Source organism: Peribacillus simplex, assembly GCF_900156045.1.
In the GTDB taxonomy this organism is placed as follows: domain Bacteria; phylum Bacillota; class Bacilli; order Bacillales; family DSM-1321; genus Peribacillus; species Peribacillus simplex_D.
This window is the reverse complement of the sequence record NZ_FTMX01000007.1, coordinates 115,283-134,225: the sequence shown is the minus strand read 5'-3', so window position 1 is coordinate 134,225 and position 18,943 is coordinate 115,283. Positions and strand designations below refer to the sequence as shown.

Genomic DNA, 18,943 nt, shown 5'->3' with positions numbered 1-18,943 from the left:
TTCAATTTGCATTAAATCATCACAAATTCCACCAACTTTGTCACCTACATGTATTTATTCATCAGCACATATCAATGGTTCGGGTACAATATAGAATGGAATTTCAAGCATGTTCCGTTCGTACTTTTCTCATTACGTCTGGAGTATGTCCTTTTACTAGTGAGTTTCGGTGATTTACTCGTAAGTTTTCCGCATTTACTCGTGAGTTTTAGCGGTTCACTCGTGAATTCCACATAACGCCTGGCATTTGTTCTTTTCACTCTTCAGTTTTTTCCGAAAAGAAAAAAGGACAAAGCCTGTCAGCTTTGTCCCTGCTCTTGTTTCCCGTGGTTTCTCCCAACAAGCCATTTTATGATGGGTGACAGAAAAAATAAAATGAATAGGATCCTGAATAAATGAAAACTTGTGACAACGGATAAATCCACATGCACAGACATGGCTGTTACGGCCATTTCGGCGACGCCGCCTGGCGCCATGCTCAAAAATAATTCGTTCGGCTGCAAAGATAGGATAGGGGCAAACTGAACGGAAAGATAATAGCAAAGTCCAATCAATAGGACATTACCGACGAATACAGCCCCAAACATCTTTCTGAAAAGTCGGGGATTATCAACCTTCAGTGTATAGCCTAAATGTGCGCCGATCAACAATTGTGACAAGTTCAACCAAAAATCAGGAATCTGCGGGGCACCTGGGCCTGCTAAATTGAATAGTGTTGCAGCCATGAGAGGTCCTAGCAAAAAGGGCAGCGGAAAATTCACTTTCTTTGTGAAGAAGATGAATATTAGCAAGGTTAACAACATCATGATGGCTAATTTCCCATCATAATCAAATAAGAAAAACGGCCGCTCCGATATGGTCATTACCGTACCTGATCCTGATCCAACTGACATTACATGGGTCACGATCCAAGGAACAATGGATATCACCAGGATGACCCGCAGTGTTTGCATGAAACCAACAACCGTTTCATCACTATCCTTCATTTCCTCACTTAAGACCACCATCTGGGAAAGCCCTCCCGGAAAACTGCCAAGCATGGATGTGCCCAAGGATAAGTTCATTCGTTTCCCGACAAACCAGCCAGTCAAAACTGTAAATAAAATGATTGCGATGGTCGTAAAAAGCATAACCGGCAAATATTCAATCATCTCATTTAACGATTGTTTCGTGAATGAACTGCCCAGTTGTAAGCCTAATATGACCAATCCAGTACTCCTAAAGGTTTTAGACCAAAACAAGTACTTCCTTAACTTCACTTTCGCGATCATCACGACGAATAATGGTCCAAGCATCCATGGCAGGTATATTCCAAGGCTATCAAATGCATAACCACCTAGGAAAGCTAGAAAAGCTGTAAAGATGACTCTGAAACTCTTACTCTCGATTAAATTTGCACTCACAAAATTACCTTCTTTATCTATGCGGATTTTCATCTATATCTTAACATAAAACAAGCTGGTCCAAAGCTGCCATTCACACTTGTTTTCGACTGAAGCGAGGTGCGGCAGTGTGAATTTCACTAAAAACGCTGGACATTTTCCGTTATTAGCGCGCTTGCCCTCGCCAGTGCACTCTTATATTTCATCATGTTTTCTTTCTATGAAAATAAACGGCATGGCAATTCCACCATTTACTAGATTTCCCACCCCCACAAACTCGCAATAAAAGGTAGAATGAGTATATAGGGGGTCAAACTCTTATGGAGGGGTGACTAAATGTTATCAAATACAGAAATAGGCATTGACTTAGGGACTGCGAATACGCTAGTTTACAGTAAAAATAAAGGAATCGTATTTAATGAGCCATCTGTGGTGGCCATTGATATAGAGACTAATAAAGTATTGGCAGTCGGTGTGGATGCAAAAAACATGATCGGGAAAACACCCGGAAATATTGTGGCAATCCGTCCGCTTAAGGATGGTGTCATTGCGGATTTTAATGTAACCGCGCAAATGCTTCGGGAAATCATGAAAAAAGCAAGTAAGGCCCTAGGTTTATCGATTCGCAAACCTAGTGTAGTGGTCTGTACACCATCGGGTTCCACATCAGTTGAGAGAAGGGCCATTCAGGATGCAGTCAAAAGCTGCGGAGCGAAACAGGTCCACCTTATCGAGGAACCAGTAGCAGCAGCAATAGGTGCGGGCCTGCCTGTCGAAGAGCCCGTTGCCAATGTAATCGTTGATATCGGCGGCGGAACGACTGAGGTCGCAATCATCTCATATGGCGGCGTCGTTTCTTGCAATTCAATCAGAATTGGCGGAGATCAATTGGATGAAGATATCAGCCAATATGTTAGAAAAAAACATAATGTGCTGATTGGGGAAAGAACAGCCGAGGAAATAAAAAAAGAAATCGGCTACGCACTCGTTAAACATTCCGTGATCAACATGGAAGTCAGGGGCCGCGATCTTGTAACGGGTCTTCCAAAGCCGATTACAATATCATCCACTGACGTCCAGGAAGCCATTCAGGAATCGCTTCTTCATATACTGGAAGCAATCAGGGCCACTTTGGAGGATTGTCCTCCTGAATTGAGCGGGGATATCGTCGATCAAGGTGTCATCTTATCAGGCGGGGGTGCCCTTCTCAACGGGATACAAGAGTGGCTGACGAATGAAATTGTCGTCCCAGTCCAACTTGCAGATAACCCTCTTGAATCAGTTGCCATCGGAACCGGACTTTCACTTGAGGTCATTCACAAACTACAAAAAGCCGTGTACTAAAAAAATGAGGAAACCCCAACTTGGGGTTTCTTTTTTTTATCATTCCAGGCTGATGTCCCCGATGATGCAAACAGCAACCTCCACATTAAATAACTTCCCCAAATATTTTACCTCGATTGAGCAGAGAATAAGGAAAAGATTTTTTTACGTTCGACAGCATGCATTACCTGCAGTACTAAATGCATGCAATGTTACATAACTTGTGTTATAATGTAATTATGTTACATTGGCAAGAGGAGAAGATCTATGGAATATGTAGAAGCCTTTAAGGATATCAATCAAATCAGCAAAATAAAAACATACTTACGCGCCCACTCCAGTCGGGATTATTTATTGTTTGTACTCGGCATCAATACAGGTATGAAGATAAATGAAATGCTTGAAATCACCGTGGCCAGCGTTCTGGATGAAACGGGCAAAATCAAGGAGTTCTATGAACAACGGACGGAAAATGACGAAGTCAATCAAATTTATTTGAACCTGAAGGTCCGTACCGCGTTACAAGAATACCTTAAAGGCTCTAAGGTTATCGAAGGTCAATTTTTATTTCTTTCCCCTAAGACAAAAAAGCCGATAACACGTCAACAGGCGCACAGAATCATCCATGATGCTGTGGAAGGTGCAGGGCTGACAGGCAAATTCGGAGCAAGTTCGATGCGTAAAACTTTTGGCTACCACGCCTATAAACAAGGAGTTTCACTGGCCTTGATACAGAAGCATTACCATCATTCCAGTCCATCGGAGACATTAAAATACATCGGCATATCCAAGGAGAAGAAATTCAAGACCAATATTGACGTTAACTTATAAACAACCTGCTATCTTCTATTAACTCTAACCAACATTTTAAGGAGGAATTCCAGTGAGAATTAGAGAAAGTGAACTTCCTGGTATTGGCCAAAAATTCGAAATCATAACGAGAAATGATGAAAAGTTAGTAATCGTCATTCACGATGACGGCCGTCGGGAATTATACCATTTTGATAATGAACATGAAGACGTCATATCGAGCATCACCCTTAACGATCAGGAATCCCGGCAAATGGCTTCCATCATAGGCGGTATGGTTTATAAACCACAAGCACTTGAAACGATTGAAATGTCATTGGGTGACTTGGTGATTGAATGGTTCAAAGTCGAACCAGGTTCAAAGGCCATCAATCAAACGATCGGTTCGATTGATATCAGGAGCAATTATAATGTGACCGTCATCGCCCATTCTAAAAAAGGAAAAAAACAAATGAATAATCCTGGTCCTGACTCGATCATCGAAACAGGCGACACTCTTGTGATATCCGGTGAAAGAAAAGATATCCGTAACCTGACAAGAGAATTACTGACCGACGAAAGGAGTGACTAAGCACATATGGACCATTTAGTCTTTGAAGTGGGTACTGCCCTACTTCTAGTGGCATTAGCCGCTCTCGTAGCAGGTAAATTCAAAATATCAAATGTTCCACTATTAATTATCATCGGGATGCTCGTTGGCCCCCATGCCCCGCACTTCGGATTAATTGACCTGCGTTTCATTGAAAGTGATGAAATCATAGCATTCCTCGGTCGTGTCGGTATTTTATTCCTTCTGTTTTACCTAGGGCTTGAATTTTCCGTCAAAAAGCTCATGAAGTCGGGGAAAAATATCGTGACAGGCGGAACCTATTACATTTTAATCAACGTGGGAATGGCCTTTCTTTACGGTTTCCTGCTCGGTCTTCCATTAAAAGAGGTTCTGATATTAACCGGGATCATCAGTTTTTCTTCAAGTGCCATTGTGGCAAAGGTACTTGTGGACCTTAAAAGGACCGGTAACAATGAAACGGAGCTAATCCTTGGCATCATCATGTTTGAAGATATCTTCCTCGCCGTTTATTTATCAGTCGTATCCGGATTGGTATTAAGCTCTTCTGGTTCCGTTTGGGGAACATTACTTTCTACATTTATCGCGATTGGGTATATGCTGATATTTTTCGTTATCGCCCGGAAAGCATCTGGGGTTCTTAACAAATTATTCAATATAACCTCCGATGAGATTTTTATCATCGTCGTGTTCGCATTACTTTTCTTCATTGCCGGTTTCTCGGAAACGATTCATGTTGCGGAAGCCATCGGTGCACTACTGCTCGGCCTAGTCTTTTCTGAAACGGAACATAGCGACAGGATTGAGAAACTTGTCATTCCCTTTCGAGACTTCTTCGGGGCCATATTCTTCTTCAGCTTTGGCTTGAGTATCGATCCGACGACCCTTGGGGGAGCTGTTTGGATGGTTCTTGGAGCAGTCATCATCACCATAATCGGTAACTTTGCAGCTGGTATGATTGCCGGACGCAAATCCGGTTTATCTCACAGAGCTTCCGCAAACATCGGTTTAACGATCGTTTCACGCGGCGAATTCTCCATCATTCTAGCCAACTTAGGCATTGCCGGCGGTTTAATGCCTATACTAACCCCGTTTGCGGCACTTTATGTTTTAACCCTAGCGATTCTTGGACCGATCCTTACAAAAGAATCCAAACACATCTATAATATCCTAAATAAAGTATTCAAATGGACCCCTCCGAAGGTTCAAAAGGAACAGGGAAAAGAAGTTCAATAGAAAAAAAGGCCAGACATTGCTGTCTGGCCTTTTTTCTGTTTACCTTCCATAACCTGCTACCATAATTATTATTATACTTGTTATAAAGAAGGCATAAAATCATACCTAGTAGTAGTGTTTGATCGTATTATTCATAGGCTTGAAGGATCAGCAGCACCTATTTACAGTTAATCGCAAAACCTTCTTAATCATCCTTGGCTTGCCATTTCTTCACCACTCCATCATTCCGATTTTGCACTTTACTGGAACATTAAAAATTGATTTGCCTCTCCCCAAATTTGTTTTTGGTTGTTACAAAGCAAAGAGATCAAACACGTTACATTCGATCAATGGAGTAGTTTAAGGTTATGTCATTATCACAAGCTTCTACAAGTGCGAGGATCAGAACTTTCAATTTCTTTTCTTTTGAGGATTAACTTACATGACCAGAGGGAAAAGAAGAGAAAACCTAAGTAACTATTCAGGAGTGATGCCCAGATGAATAAGTCGATAAAATTTTCAAAGAAACTGATTAAGGAAATAAAGGAAGATCGTGTAACCGGGCTAGCGGCAGAACAAGCTTATTACTATTTACTGGCGCTATTCCCTTTGCTCATTTTACTTCTGTCCATATTACCTTATCTGAACATCGATATTCAAACAGCCCTTGACACGATAAAAACCTTCATGCCTGCGGAAACGATGGAAGTCGTCGAGAAAAATATCATCAACATATTATCTGAACGGAACGGCGGCTTACTGACTTTTGGTTTCCTTGGAACCATTTGGTCCGCTTCCAACGGAATGAATGCGTTCATCCATTCCATGAATATCGCCTATGATGTAGAAGAAACAAGGAATTTCATCAAAGCCCGCATCATTTCCATTGTATTGACATTAGGCCTGGTTGTAGCATTCATCGTCATGTTGGGTCTCCCCGTCTTCGGAAAAGTCATCATCGATTTATTACAGCAAGTCATTCCGATCCCTGAAGAAACGCAAATATTATTCAGCTTATTACGATGGGTTATCGCGATTGTTGTCATCTCACTTGTCCTGGCCTTTCTATATCGCTTTGCACCGAATAAAAGTTTTCCCATAAAACACGTCATCCCTGGGGCAGTGACCGCAACTGTACTTTGGCTGGGAATATCACTTGGATTTTCATTCTATGTAAGTAACTTTGCCAACTACTCTTCCACTTATGGCAGTTTAGGAGGCGTGATCATCTTGATGCTATGGCTGTATTTGAGTGGTCTCATTTTTGTGATTGGAGGAGAAATCAATGCAATTCTACATCGTCAAAATTCCATTCCGAAAAAACAGTCCCGTACGATCGTTCATCCTGTCCCGCTTAAAAGGTAAATCAAGAATGACAATGGAAGATTGAAAAGCGGCTGTCCCATTTGGACAGCCGCTTTCCTATTCACCCCTTATTGATAAATTCTTCATATCTTTCATCATGCGCCAGCCATGCAGCGTATTTCCGCTTCATGTATTTTTCCGCTTCCGCAAATGTATCGAATGTTTTCTTCTGTTGTTTTCCGTTGATTTCAACAATCCATTCCTCTTCTTCATCTTCATAGATGAATATGTCCTGTTTGTCTCTCGTTGAATATAGGCAACCCTCTGGGGACTCCTTTACATTCAATTGATTCTTATGTGCGTCTCGTTTAAGGGGCTCGGCATGGAAGGTCTTTTCGACATATTGGCTATATGCCTTTTCGGACATGGTGCAACCGGCTGCTTTTTGGTGACCGCCCCCATCGTACTTGCCGGCAACCTCAGAAACATCTATATCATCGTGGATTGTCCGGAAGCTGATTCTTTTACTTCCTACCATCAGGATGGCTATATAATCCAGATGCGAGAACTCTTTCGACAGTTCATTACCCAATTCCGAGTGGTATGACTCTGCATGGACCACACCAGCCGTATGGGGACCGACCGTAGCCTGATAGACTTCTCTTTTTTTCCTGTTTATGTACCGATCTACTCGACTCTCTTCAACATTCAGAAGGGTTTGCTCCACTTCGTCAAAAGTAAAACTTTCAGCCGTGGACAGCTTATTTGCGATTTTCATTTCGAATTCCTCTATCGGAATCATGAAAAACAGGTCATTTAATCGTTTTGCCGTTGTATTTTTATTGACTTCCCATTCCCAAGTATCGTATTGACGAACCAATTCAACGAATTCAGCGACAATGCTTGATGGCTCCAGCAATTTATTTTCAACTGCATACTGATAGAATAATGATGTCGCTGCCGTCTGTTTACCATCTTCCTGTTCGACAGTTACAGATGCCCAATCATGTTCGTTCAAATGCATTGCTGACTTATGATGATCAATCAGCAATGCCTTGCCTCCATCTTCCACAAACTGAGTAATCATTTTTTCGTTATCTTCATCAACCGATAGATCAGTAACGATCAATGTATCTTCAATCTTAGCCTGCTCAAGAAATGCTCCTACATTCTGATTAAGGCGGCCAATTGAATTATAACTAACCACTACTTCTTCTCCGAATGCCAGCTTAGCTACAATGCCGCAGCCGACTCCATCTAAATCATTATGTGTAAAGAGATGGTACACACAAACCCCTCCTAATAACTAATAAAATTACTTTTCCCTAAAGTCATGAATTTCAATTGCAATCTTTACAATTGTAGCATAATCATATCCGCATATTTTATCATGCTTCCATTACGTGATGCTTTTGTTCGGTTTTTTTTTGAAAATTCCCTAATGATTCTTTATTTTCCATGATTTATACCGGTATTTAATGAAACCACATAACTTTGAAATCGAGGTATTTACAATCTGACAATTAAAAAAGCCGCAGGAATGTTATTCCCTGCGGCTTCCTTATGTGAAATCACTGTTCTATTAATTTTCCAAGGTTGGCCATTTCAATCGCACTAACCGCAGCTTCATAGCCTTTATTACCTGATTTCGTTCCTGCACGTTCAATGGCTTGTTCAATATTTTCAGTTGTCAGCAAACCGAAGATAACCGGTACACCTGTTTCCAATGAAACGGAAGCCATGCCTTTAGCTGCTTCATTGCATACATAATCATAATGTGAAGTGGCACCCCTGATTACCGTTCCAAGACCGATTACCGCATCATATTTACCTGTATTCACAAGTTTCTTAGCAATTAACGGAAGTTCAAAAGCACCCGGGACCCAAGCGATGTCAACATCATTCTCATCAACGCCATGACGCTTAAGGCCATCCAATGCCCCTCCTAAAAGCTTGCTTGTGATAAACTCATTAAATCTTCCTACCACGATTCCGACTTTCAAACCTGATCCGATTAATTGTGCTTCAATAGTTTTCCCCATGTCCAATTCCTCCTATTTTTAAAAAACAATATCATTTTTTCACGTTAAGATTTAATTCCTAATAACCCTTCAAGCTTTCGGGATGTTCAGTTCAAGTTCCTGTTTCCCAATTGAATCATTTTGTTCAAGATACCGAATCAAATCGGCTATCGTAATGAATTTCAGGTTAAATTTATCAGCGATGACTTCTAAATCGGATACGCGGGCCATCGATCCATCTTCATTCATGATCTCACAAATGACACCCGCTGGAGAGGCACCGCATAACTTCGCCAAGTCCACCGATGCCTCCGTATGTCCTGCCCTTCTCAATACGCCGCCTTCTTTAGCGACTATCGGAAAAGTGTGACCAGGCCTTTGGAAATCTTCAGCCACAGAATCTTCATTAAGAAGTTCAAGGATGGTCAAGGACCGTTCAAAAGCACTGATTCCTGTAGAGGTGCTTTTATGATCGACACTTACCGTAAAAGCAGTGCCATGATGATCGGTATTTTCACCTACCATAGGATGCAGTTTCAATTTCGCTGCCAGTTCTTCAGTAATGGTTGTACAAATCAAACCACGTCCATGAGTGGCCATGAAATTAATCGCTTCCGGTGTCGCCTTTTCGGCCAACACTACAAAATCCCCTTCATTTTCACGGTCTTCATCATCGGATACGATTACTACCTTGCCAGCCTTCAAATCTTCTATTGCTTCTTCTATTGTATGAAACATCATTACACCGCCCTATTATTAGAATCCATGCTCTGCCAAAAACTCTAAATTCAGTCCTGGTTTTGGATTGCCATTTTTCATTTGATGTATTATATATTTCCCTATCATGTCATTTTCGATGTTAACAATATCGCCAGCCGCTTTTTGTCCCAATATGGTGTCCTGATGAGTCAATGGAATCAGTGACACAGTCAAAAGGTTCCTTTCGATCCCAAATATCGTCAAGCTCGTTCCATCAATGGCCACGGAACCTTTTGGAATGCAGAATGTACTAAGCCCTTCTTCCAATTGGATTACATAATATACGGCATTTTCTTTCCGTTCTTTTTTTATGATCGTTCCGGTTCCGTCGATATGACCTGAAACAAAATGACCGCCAAACCTTCCCTGTGCACTCATGGCTCGTTCGAGATTAACAGGTGATCCCAATTTTAACGTCCGGATCGTGGAAGCTTTGACCGTTTCCGGCATCACGTCGACCGTAAACAAACTTTTCGTGAAGGATGTTACCGTCAAGCAGACCCCGTTGACTGAAATACTATCCCCCAGATGCACATCTTCAAGGATTTTTTCAGAACGAATCGATAACTCCATACTGCTTTTTCCTTTGTTCAAGGAATGTACGGTACCGACATCCTCAATGATTCCCGTAAACATGTTTTTCCCCCTTTTATAAAATATAAAAAACCCCTTAGGATGACCTAAGGAGTTAGCAGGAGAAATGAGTGAAAAAAATTGTATACCTAAAAAGCCTAATGTTTTCATTTTTGAAAAATTAGGCGTACGTATACACTTGGGTTCCACACGTCCTTCTCCCATCCAGACTGTACTGTCGGCTTTGGAATCTCACCAAATCCTGCCTTTATCAGGCTCGCGGGCTTAGAATTTCTTCATCACCGCCGGTTGGGATTTTCACCCGACCCCGAAGGACACTATCAACACATCGCTGTGTTTTCTAGTATTATGTTGTTATTTAAAAGCCTTTGTTATAGGGTTTTTACGGTTATGATATTTATCGAAATGTTTTGTAGTTCTGTTGAATGTTGCTCATTCCTACCAAGTATCCTACCAAAAACCTACCACTGTGCTCGCTTTTAATTAATGTCATATTACCATGACAAAATAAAAAGAACAAGGAATCAATTTCCTTGTTCTCCATCTAACCATTAAAAAAGTAATTTTTGAAACTTTGTATATCCTTCCGATTTTACAACGTGAAAGGGAGGTTTATTGAATAATTCATAAGTCTGGCTTCGTCCTATGCCTAATACCTCTTGTATGTGTTTTGGTTCCAGTGCTTCTTGTAGCTCGTCCCTGATTGGTGTAGCCATCCTTACTTTACATTTAATCTTTGGATCCAAAGAAATGACAATTAAATCCTGGTACTGACTCGCTGCAGAAGGGACAAACCCCATTATGCCAGCTGGCTTTATCCGGTTATTTTCCTCAATCCCTAAAAGCACAACCAAATTCATTTTTTCTTAAGCTGGTTATGACATGCATCGAAATTAAGTAATTATCAAAAATCAAAATAGGGAGAGTGCTCATTCATTTTTTGAAAATGTTCATATAATAGGAAAACAGGGATACTTGTCCAAAAGAATGAGACCTCAAAAAGTAACTTTAAGTATAGGAAAAAAAGGAGTGATATTTTTATGTATTATCACGATGACTGTTGTAAGAAGAGAAAACGCCGTGATCATGACTCTCACGATGATTGTTGTAAGAAGAAAAATTGCTGCGATTATGACTCTCACGATGATTATTGTAAGAAGAAAAATTGCTGCGATTATGAAACTCACGATGATTGTTGTAAGAAGAAAAATTGCTGCGATTATGACCATCATGGTGATTATTGTAAGAAGAAGAATTGCTGCGATTATGAAACTCACGGTGATTATTGTAAGAAGAAAAATTGCTGCGATTATGAAACTCACGATGATTGTAAGTGTAAATTAGAAAATATTCAATTCCAACTTCAACAACAGCAACAAAAACAAGAGCAACTTCAAGCACAACTCCAAGCCCAAGCTCAACTTCAAACTCAACTTCAAGCTCAACTTCAGGCCCAACTTCAGGCCCAACTTCAGGCCCAGACTCAAAATGATACCGATACTATTTCAAACGTAGGTAATCCAATTGTGAATGTAAATATATCCAATGATACTTTATCAAATGGCGGCTTTATTCCATAAACTAATTCAGCTTTTTGCATTTATGTTCTTTAATTGGCATAAACCCAGAATCTAGAAGCAAAAAAACGGAAGGTAGATGGAATGTTGGTACCTCTATGCACTCACTGCTATTACCAATTTCCCGGTTAGTCTGTAACATTATCTGCAACAGGTGCGTTATTTCATTAAAAGTTAAAGGAGAGCACATACTATACATGGTTAGTATGTGCTCTCCTTTATTTAATCAGTTTTTTATAATTTAGGTCTTGATAACTTTAGTTCCGTTATAAAATCTTCGTCTTCGAAGGGTTGCTCTGTTGATTGGAGAAATAAACAAAGTTACCACCTCAAGATAATTGTAACACTCATAATACAATGTTCTCTGAAGTAGTTATGTAAATCAACTAAAGACGACATCTGTAAGGATTGTCGCCTCATCATCAAGTATAATTGGTATATTATTCTATCAAAATTACCTTAGATACCTATTCTCATTTGATGCCAAACATGCAGGATGAGCTAAAGTACTTAAAAAAATGCTGAATAACTCCAGTGTTTTGTTATTAGTTCAGATTCCCTGCCGAATTTCCTACCAAACTATAAAATACACAAACAAAAACCGCCCCAAAACCCTTTTACACAAAGGTCTAGGGGGGTTTTTATTTTATATCATATCTTACGACCCCACCATAAAGTGAAGGTGTGAAATTTCTAACCTTAAATGTTCAATTGTTACAGGATCTTCCTCTCTTTATGGAAAAATGCCCCCCCAAGTACCCCCGATGTGCTCCGAAAAGATTAACCAGGCTAAATATGTGGAATAAGGTTAGAAGGGTCACAATTCATACAAGGAGGAAGCCCATGTTTATTTCCATCATTAACTTGATATTCTACCTGTTCGTCGTCACGATGAATTTTTTAGCCAACTTCCTGCCATTGAACGGCCAAACATCAGGAGAGATTTCCGATAAACTTGATGTCTATTTCACTCCTGCCGGTTATGTATTTTCCATATGGGGCTTGATCTATTTCCTGCTCGCCATTTGGGTATTCAGGCAGTTTTTAAGTAAACATCAAAACAGCCCTGCTTATAAGGCATCCTTCCCTTGGTTCGCTTTAAGCTGCGTCCTGAATGGCGCTTGGCTTTTGGCTTGGCACTATGAACGTTTTTTGTTATCCGTATTCATTATCTTTGCCCTGTTGGCTACTTTAATGGTCATTTATACAAGAATGAAAAAAGTGGAGCATGCTGCTTTCGACCTATTTCCGTTTTCCGTTTATGCAGGCTGGGTAAGTGTTGCAGCCATAGCTGACATTTCTTATTACCTCACCTATATCAAATGGGACGGTTTTGGGGTTTCCAGTATAATCTGGACGATCGTCCTGCTGATTGCAGCAACAGCCTTGGCCTTTGTCTTTGCAGGTAAAAACCGGGATTGGTGCTATCCTCTCGTATTCGTTTGGGCGTTCATAGGCATCGGGATACGAAATAGCGACGCCTATCCTGTAATCACAGACATTTCTTATATCCTAGCTGCAATCACTTTTATCGTATCCATCACCATCTTCATTAAAAATAGAAGGAACAAATGAGGGATATGGTACCCTAAAATGCTTGCTGAAGATCTTGCCAGACATCCTCCCAAGCCTCAAGGCCAACTGAGAGACGGACCAGTTGGTCACTGATGCCCATTTGTTCCCGTGAATCTTCAGGAACGGCAGAGTGCGTCATGGTAGCGGGATGCTGGATCAATGTTTCGGCATCCCCTAGACTTACGGCAATTTTGATAAGTTTCAATTTATTGAGGAATTCCTGTGCATCCTGTTTTGTGCCATGCAATTCGAAAGAGATAAGGCCGCCGCCATGTTTCATTTGTTTTTGCATTATATAATGATCCGGTGAAGCTTCATCACCTGGATAATATACCTTTTTCACCTTTGGATGTTTCTTAAGTTCTTGAAAGATTGCCATTGCATTGTCCGAATGACGGTCCATCCTGACAGGCAAGGTCTTTAACCCCCTCAATAGTAACCAGGCATCGAATGGTGAAATGATACCACCGATATCCTTCTGTGTAGTCCCAGCTACCTGATTCATGAATTCCTTCTTACCGACGACAAGTCCCGCAACGACATCCCCATGCCCGCAAAGATATTTCGTAGCGCTATGAAGGACGATATCACAGCCATATTCAAGCGGTCTCTGTAGGTAGGGAGTTGAAAACGTATTATCGACTACGACCGTCACATTATATTCCTTCGCAACTCTCACCACCATCTGTAAGTCAATCATTTTCATCGTCGGATTGATCGGGGTTTCTACATATATGCAGGTCGTTTCCGGCCGGATCATTTTCCTTACCTGTTCTTCTGAATCCATTTCACAAAAATCATGTGTGATGCGGTATTTATTTTTCATTAGCTGCAGGAGGCCAAATGTACAACCATATAGCCCCTGTGAGCACAGGATGTGGTCATCTGTTTTTGTTAACGCAAAAAGCACTGCTGAAACGGCTGCCATGCCTGAACCGAAAGCAAGACCAGCTTCCCCGCCTTCCAAAGCGGCAATCTTTTCTTCAAGCACTTGTACCGTTGGATTTCCAAGGCGGGAATAAATATATCCATCTTCCATACCGGCAAAACGCCTTTCCCCTTGCTCGGCATTTTCGAAAGTGAATGTTGAGGTTTGGAATAAGGGTGTTGCCAAGCTTCCTAAATGCTTCTTCGAGTCATATCCTTCATGGATGACTGCCGTTTCAAAATGTTTATGCTTTCCTGTCATACCGTCTCCTCCTAACCTATGTCTATTGCTATCATATGTCAAAAAACCATATAAAGGAAGCGTTTTCATTCATGATCATCACCCATTAATGAACTCCTGAATTTAGTCTAATTTCACAATCGAATATTTATAGTATCAAATGCAGTGCGGCTATATTATCCTGATCTTATTAAGATCATTTCTTTTTGAACATTCCTTTGCCTAGGCATTCATCGTTCAATTTTATTCAGCAAAAACAAGCACTTTCCCATTTCTACTGGGGATCCCACCATATTCAGAAAGTGGAAAAGCATGTAGTGGGGTTCCGTACAATGAGCAACTTTTTAATTTTTAATCTTAACGGGCATTTGCAAAAAAAAGACAGCCGCCATGGCTGTCCCTTTTTTCGTATCATTCATCGACTACGATGTTTCCACCATAGAAGGTTACTCTCGTTAATGGAATCTCCAGTTCACGAGCCATTTTTTTCAACTCTCGCTCTTCTCTTTCCGTTACGATTGAAATGACAGTGCCATCTGCACCTGCTCGCCCAGTTCTCCCAGATCTATGGATATATTGTTCGATGTTGTCAGCCATATCAATATGAACGACCGCAGTAAGACCTTTAATGTCAAGCCCCCTTGCCGCTACATCCGTTGCTATCAGCATTGGGGATTTTCCCGAACGAAGCTTGCGCAACGCTTTCTCCCTGTCGACTTTATTGGATTCACCGTGAAGCACGCCCATTTCAATACCTTTATAACTCAGCTTTTCATGCAGGACGCTCAGCTCCGCTATATCATTCAGGAAGGCAAGGGCCTTCACATCTTTAATTCTTGTGATTTTCTCGAGGATCTTGGACTTTTCCCGTCTCTCGACAACAAAGTAAAGATGGTCCACCTTTGATTCCATTTTTTCATGCTTATCGACCTTGATCATTTCGGGTTCATTCATGAATCCCCGGGCGGCTTTTTCCGTTTCCTCCGGCAGGGTCGCAGAAAATACCATGATTTGCCGATCTTTTAGCGTTGTTTTGATAATATTATTGATCGTTCCCATATGCTCTGGAGTGATCAATTGGTCACCTTCATCAAGTACTATCGTCTTAACTTCATGCATCTTCAATTTCTTTTGGGCAATCAATTCGTAAATCCGCCCCGGTGTTCCAGCAATCACTTGGGGACGCTTCTTCAGTTTGTCCAACTGCCTTTTCACATTGGCACCGCCGATGAATGCTGCACCCGTAATGCCGCTTCCCTCTGACCAAATGCGAATTTCTTCATTGATTTGCATGACCAGTTCTCGTGATGATGCCAAAATCAAAGCTTGGGGAGATTTCTTTTCAGGATCTATCTTTTCTAGCAATGGCAGTAAATATGCTAATGTTTTTCCCGTACCAGTCGGTGATTCGGCCATGATGTCTTTTCCCTCGACAATCACCGGAATCGCTTTCGTTTGAATCGGGGTAAGTTGCCCGAATCCGGACTTTTTCCAGACCTCTTGTATATATGCTTTTCTATCGTTCACTAATTCAGGTAATTCGCTCATATCTTTCTCCTTTAAAATATAACTTTTCCTATCTTTCATAGTACCATTTATTCTTGTCCAGTAGCCAATGGAATACGAATTGTAACCGTCGTCCCTATGTTTATCTCACTTTCAAAATGCATTTCCCCGTGAAGTCGATGAACGATTTTCCGGCAAATTGCCAGCCCGATCCCTGTGCCCTTTTCTTTCGTCGAATAAAAAGGCTCACCAATCCGTTCAAGACGCTCGGGCACCATTCCCATGCCATTATCACTCACGCTGACCATTGCTTGTCCATCGACGTTTTGCAGTGATATATCAATTTTCCCATTATCCTCAATCGCTTCAATGCTGTTCTTGACGATATTGATTATCAACTGTTTAATTTCAATTGGATCAGCCATAATATAAATCGGTTCAGCGGTTTTAACCCTGAACCCCATTTCGATATTATTCAAATTCGTTTCTGCTTTCATCAACGTGAATACCTGTTGTAAACTGTCGGCAAGATCGATCCTGCGAAACGCTACATCCTGTTTCTTCCCAAGAATCAAAAGTTCACTTGAGATAATATTGATTCGATCAATTTCCTTCAACATAATATCAGAATACAGCGGGTTCACCTCCTGCGTCATATCCATTAACTGTACGAATCCTTTTAACGATGTCAGGGGATTCCGTATCTCATGTGCGACCGCTGCAGCCAGATGTCCGATTACAGATAGCTTTTCAGACATGATCATCAATTCCTCTTCGCGCCGCAATTCAGTAATATCCCGAACGATGGCATATACTCCAAGCATTTCGGCGTGAACGATGATCGGTAAAAAGGTTACACGGATTATCCGTTCTTCATCACTGCCATTCTGGATGGTCGTTTCGAATTTTACAGCCTCCCCTTGAAGGGACTGTTTAAAGAATACAGATACTTTATCACTTTCATTCCAGTTGAGGAGATGATTCGCATTCTTGCCTTTCAAATTGTCACTGTTATGACCTAATAGTTTCTCAGCTTCAGGGTTTATCGAAACAACATTTCCTTCGAGATCCAGCTCAAGGACACAATCCGGGTTATGCTTGAACAGCGACCGATACTGTTCATCCTTCAGAATGAATTCATGTTGGGATCTCAACATTTTCCCCGTCCAATACCTGATTATGAAGTATAGGAAAAGCCCGGTTATGAAAATGAACATCCACCCTTTGGAATGTTGAAACATTGCATATATCTGAACATCTGCCCTTGCCTGTGTCATAGAGATGTAATCCGTAACGATAATCCATAAGACCCCAATGATTATATATATAAAAGCCACTTTACATGCAATTTTATGAGATTGGTTCATATTTTTTCCTTTGTATTGTTTTTTGGTTTATTATTCCCAAATCACTCAAAAAAAGCCCTCATGTTTTCAACATAAGGACTCTATCGATATTGTACCATATATATTGCATTCATTGTTTTATATAGCTAAAAAAAACAGCACCATTTTTACTGGACCTTCAATGATCAAGAGAGGTTTTTAATGGCTTGATTGAATTCCTCTTCTATATCTTTTGTAGGCTTGGCCGATAATAAGCTGAAAACGACTACCGCTATTGAACCAGCGATGAAACCCGGAATGATTTCGTATACTTCAGCGAACTTATCGATCATATCCCAGACGATCACGGTTGCCGTACCGACAATCATTCCCGCCAGGGCTCCCCATTTCGTCATCCGTTTCCAGTACAGGCTTAACAGAATGACAGGACCGAAGGCCGCTCCAAAACCAGCCCATGCATAACCCACCAATTTAAGGATCGTACCGCTTGGATTAAAAGCCAATAATAAGGCAATGGCAGATATCGCCAATACACCAAACCGACCTACAAGCACTAATTCCTTATCAGATGCATTCGGCCGAATGAACTGCTTATAGAAATCATCGGTCAGAGCACTTGCCGATACTAACAGCTGTGATGCAATCGTACTCATGACCGCTGCTAAAATAGCAGCCAACAAGAAGCCTGTAATTAAAGAAGGAAACAGTTCTTTAGATAAAATGATGAAGACGGACTCAGCATTTTTTTCCCCTAAAGGACTATTTGTCAGGTTAAAATAAGCTATCCCCACCAATCCCGTGAACATTGCTCCGACGATAGCAAAAATCATCCAGCCCATACCGATTCGGCGTGCACTTTTCAATTCTTTAACAGATGAAACCGCCATGAATCGAACGATAATATGAGGCTGCCCGAAATAACCAAGCCCCCATGCCAGAAGAGATATGATTCCAATGGTTGATGTTCCTTCAAAAACATGCAATAAATTCGGGTTGATCGATTTTATTTCATTGAAGGTAGGATCCCAGCCACCAATATTTACAATCGTGACAACTGGTACTAGAATTAAGGCAATGAACATAATTGTACCTTGTACGAAGTCGGTCCAGCTAACAGCCAGGAATCCGCCAAATAATGTATAAAGAATAACAACGCTCGCCGTCAGCCAGATGCCCCACCGGTAATCCAAATTGAAAGCGGAGCGGAAAAGCTCACCGCCCGCTACCATGCCTGAAGATGTGTAAAAGGTAAAGAAAATTAAAATGACCGATGCTGATACCACTTTTAAGACCCTGGAGCCATCTTTAAACCGATTTCCCAAAAAGTCCGGGATCGTAATCGAATTGCCGGCCACTTCCGTGTATGTCCGAAGTCTTGGTGCCACGAATAACCAGTTTAAATAAGACCCTGCACACAGGCCGACGACAATCCAGCCAGCACTTAACCCGCTTATGTACATAGCACCGGGAAGACCCATCAACAGCCAGCCGCTCATATCGGAAGCTCCTGCACTCAATGCAGTTACAGCCGGGCCCAAGTTCCGGCCGCCAAGCATGTAATCGGTTAAGTTGGCCGTTTTCCGATAGGCTAAATAACCAATTAACAGCATGCCTGCCATGTATATTCCAATTGATATTATAATTCCATAATCCAAAAATGAATCCTCCTATTTATAGGTTAATTTTCATCTTGTAAGCTTATCAGAAAAAAAAACATATGTTAAGAAGTTCTTGCACCTTTCAACGATTTCACTTTCAATATAATTAAGAAAATTCATTTTATTAGATTAATTA

Annotated in this window: 16 protein-coding genes, 1 pseudogene and 1 riboswitch; of the genes and pseudogenes, 7 read left to right on the top strand and 10 right to left on the bottom strand. The window is 41.1% G+C overall.

The window, feature by feature from the left end; all coding sequences use genetic code 11:
* Window positions 1-299 precede the first annotated feature (299 nt).
* Window positions 300-1,403, bottom strand: coding sequence for an AbrB family transcriptional regulator (locus tag BW986_RS22270; protein ID WP_076370888.1), 1,104 nt, complete (start codon window positions 1,401-1,403; stop codon window positions 300-302).
* 315 nt (window positions 1,404-1,718) lie between these two features.
* On the opposite strand from BW986_RS22270, the gene mreBH reads away from it, so the two are divergent.
* From mreBH to BW986_RS22245, 5 genes are all read left to right on the top strand, one after another.
* The gene (mreBH, locus tag BW986_RS22265; protein WP_076370886.1) at window positions 1,719-2,726 is read left to right on the top strand and encodes a rod-share determining protein MreBH; all 1,008 of its coding nucleotides are present in this window, start codon (window positions 1,719-1,721) and stop codon (window positions 2,724-2,726) included.
* A gap of 246 nt (window positions 2,727-2,972) precedes the next feature.
* Window positions 2,973-3,536 (top strand): tyrosine-type recombinase/integrase, encoded by a 564-nt coding sequence (locus BW986_RS22260; RefSeq protein WP_063234693.1) that lies wholly within the window; start codon window positions 2,973-2,975, stop codon window positions 3,534-3,536.
* Between the two features lie 52 nt (window positions 3,537-3,588).
* Window positions 3,589-4,086 (top strand): cation:proton antiporter regulatory subunit, encoded by a 498-nt coding sequence (locus tag BW986_RS22255; protein WP_076370883.1) that lies wholly within the window; start codon window positions 3,589-3,591, stop codon window positions 4,084-4,086.
* A 6-nt stretch (window positions 4,087-4,092) separates the two neighbouring features.
* Entirely contained in the window at window positions 4,093-5,319 is a 1,227-nt protein-coding gene (locus BW986_RS22250) for a cation:proton antiporter (RefSeq protein WP_076370881.1), read from the top strand.
* Window positions 5,320-5,796: 477 nt separating this feature from the next.
* Window positions 5,797-6,663 (top strand): YihY/virulence factor BrkB family protein, encoded by an 867-nt coding sequence (locus BW986_RS22245; RefSeq protein ID WP_076370879.1) that lies wholly within the window; start codon window positions 5,797-5,799, stop codon window positions 6,661-6,663.
* Between the two features lie 61 nt (window positions 6,664-6,724).
* Here the strand turns inward: BW986_RS22245 and BW986_RS22240 are convergent, their stop codons facing one another.
* The 5 genes and pseudogenes from BW986_RS22240 to BW986_RS30910 all read right to left on the bottom strand — a co-directional run bounded on the left by BW986_RS22240 (window position 6,725) and on the right by BW986_RS30910 (window position 10,837).
* A complete protein-coding gene (locus BW986_RS22240; protein ID WP_076370877.1) occupies window positions 6,725-7,891 on the bottom strand; it encodes a DHH family phosphoesterase in 1,167 nt (388 codons plus the stop codon).
* Window positions 7,892-8,174: 283 nt separating this feature from the next.
* Window positions 8,175-8,645 carry a 6,7-dimethyl-8-ribityllumazine synthase gene (gene ribH, locus BW986_RS22235; RefSeq protein ID WP_048685088.1) on the bottom strand — a complete coding sequence of 157 codons (471 nt, stop codon included), beginning with the start codon at window positions 8,643-8,645 and terminating at the stop codon, window positions 8,175-8,177.
* Between the two features lie 78 nt (window positions 8,646-8,723).
* Window positions 8,724-9,362, bottom strand: a pseudogene (gene ribB, locus BW986_RS22230) (3,4-dihydroxy-2-butanone-4-phosphate synthase); the annotation flags it as partial.
* 18 nt (window positions 9,363-9,380) lie between these two features.
* The gene (ribE, locus tag BW986_RS22225; RefSeq protein ID WP_076370875.1) at window positions 9,381-10,019 is read right to left on the bottom strand and encodes a riboflavin synthase; all 639 of its coding nucleotides are present in this window, start codon (window positions 10,017-10,019) and stop codon (window positions 9,381-9,383) included.
* A gap of 146 nt (window positions 10,020-10,165) precedes the next feature.
* A riboswitch (FMN riboswitch) is annotated at window positions 10,166-10,296 on the bottom strand.
* Between the two features lie 232 nt (window positions 10,297-10,528).
* Window positions 10,529-10,837 carry a hypothetical protein gene (locus tag BW986_RS30910; RefSeq protein WP_260320934.1) on the bottom strand — a complete coding sequence of 103 codons (309 nt, stop codon included), beginning with the start codon at window positions 10,835-10,837 and terminating at the stop codon, window positions 10,529-10,531.
* 180 nt (window positions 10,838-11,017) lie between these two features.
* Here BW986_RS30910 and BW986_RS22215 point away from each other — a divergent pair, with 180 nt between their 5' ends.
* Together BW986_RS22215 and BW986_RS22205 are read left to right on the top strand one after the other, a co-directional pair.
* Window positions 11,018-11,557 carry a hypothetical protein gene (locus BW986_RS22215; protein WP_076370871.1) on the top strand — a complete coding sequence of 180 codons (540 nt, stop codon included), beginning with the start codon at window positions 11,018-11,020 and terminating at the stop codon, window positions 11,555-11,557.
* An 840-nt stretch (window positions 11,558-12,397) separates the two neighbouring features.
* The gene (locus BW986_RS22205; protein ID WP_076370867.1) at window positions 12,398-13,129 is read left to right on the top strand and encodes a TspO/MBR family protein; all 732 of its coding nucleotides are present in this window, start codon (window positions 12,398-12,400) and stop codon (window positions 13,127-13,129) included.
* 13 nt (window positions 13,130-13,142) lie between these two features.
* Here the strand turns inward: BW986_RS22205 and megL are convergent, their stop codons facing one another.
* The 4 genes from megL to putP all read right to left on the bottom strand — a co-directional run bounded on the left by megL (window position 13,143) and on the right by putP (window position 18,804).
* Window positions 13,143-14,318, bottom strand: a complete 1,176-nt coding sequence (gene megL, locus BW986_RS22200; RefSeq protein ID WP_076370865.1) for a methionine gamma-lyase — start codon at window positions 14,316-14,318, stop codon at window positions 13,143-13,145.
* Window positions 14,319-14,708: 390 nt separating this feature from the next.
* Window positions 14,709-15,845, bottom strand: a complete 1,137-nt coding sequence (locus BW986_RS22195) for a DEAD/DEAH box helicase (RefSeq protein ID WP_076370863.1) — start codon at window positions 15,843-15,845, stop codon at window positions 14,709-14,711.
* A gap of 47 nt (window positions 15,846-15,892) precedes the next feature.
* Window positions 15,893-16,960, bottom strand: a complete 1,068-nt coding sequence (locus BW986_RS22190) for an ATP-binding protein (RefSeq protein ID WP_179086135.1) — start codon at window positions 16,958-16,960, stop codon at window positions 15,893-15,895.
* 374 nt (window positions 16,961-17,334) lie between these two features.
* Complete coding sequence (gene putP, locus BW986_RS22185) at window positions 17,335-18,804, bottom strand: sodium/proline symporter PutP (protein ID WP_076370859.1); 1,470 nt, start codon at window positions 18,802-18,804, stop codon at window positions 17,335-17,337.
* Between the last annotated feature and the right edge of the window lie 139 nt (window positions 18,805-18,943).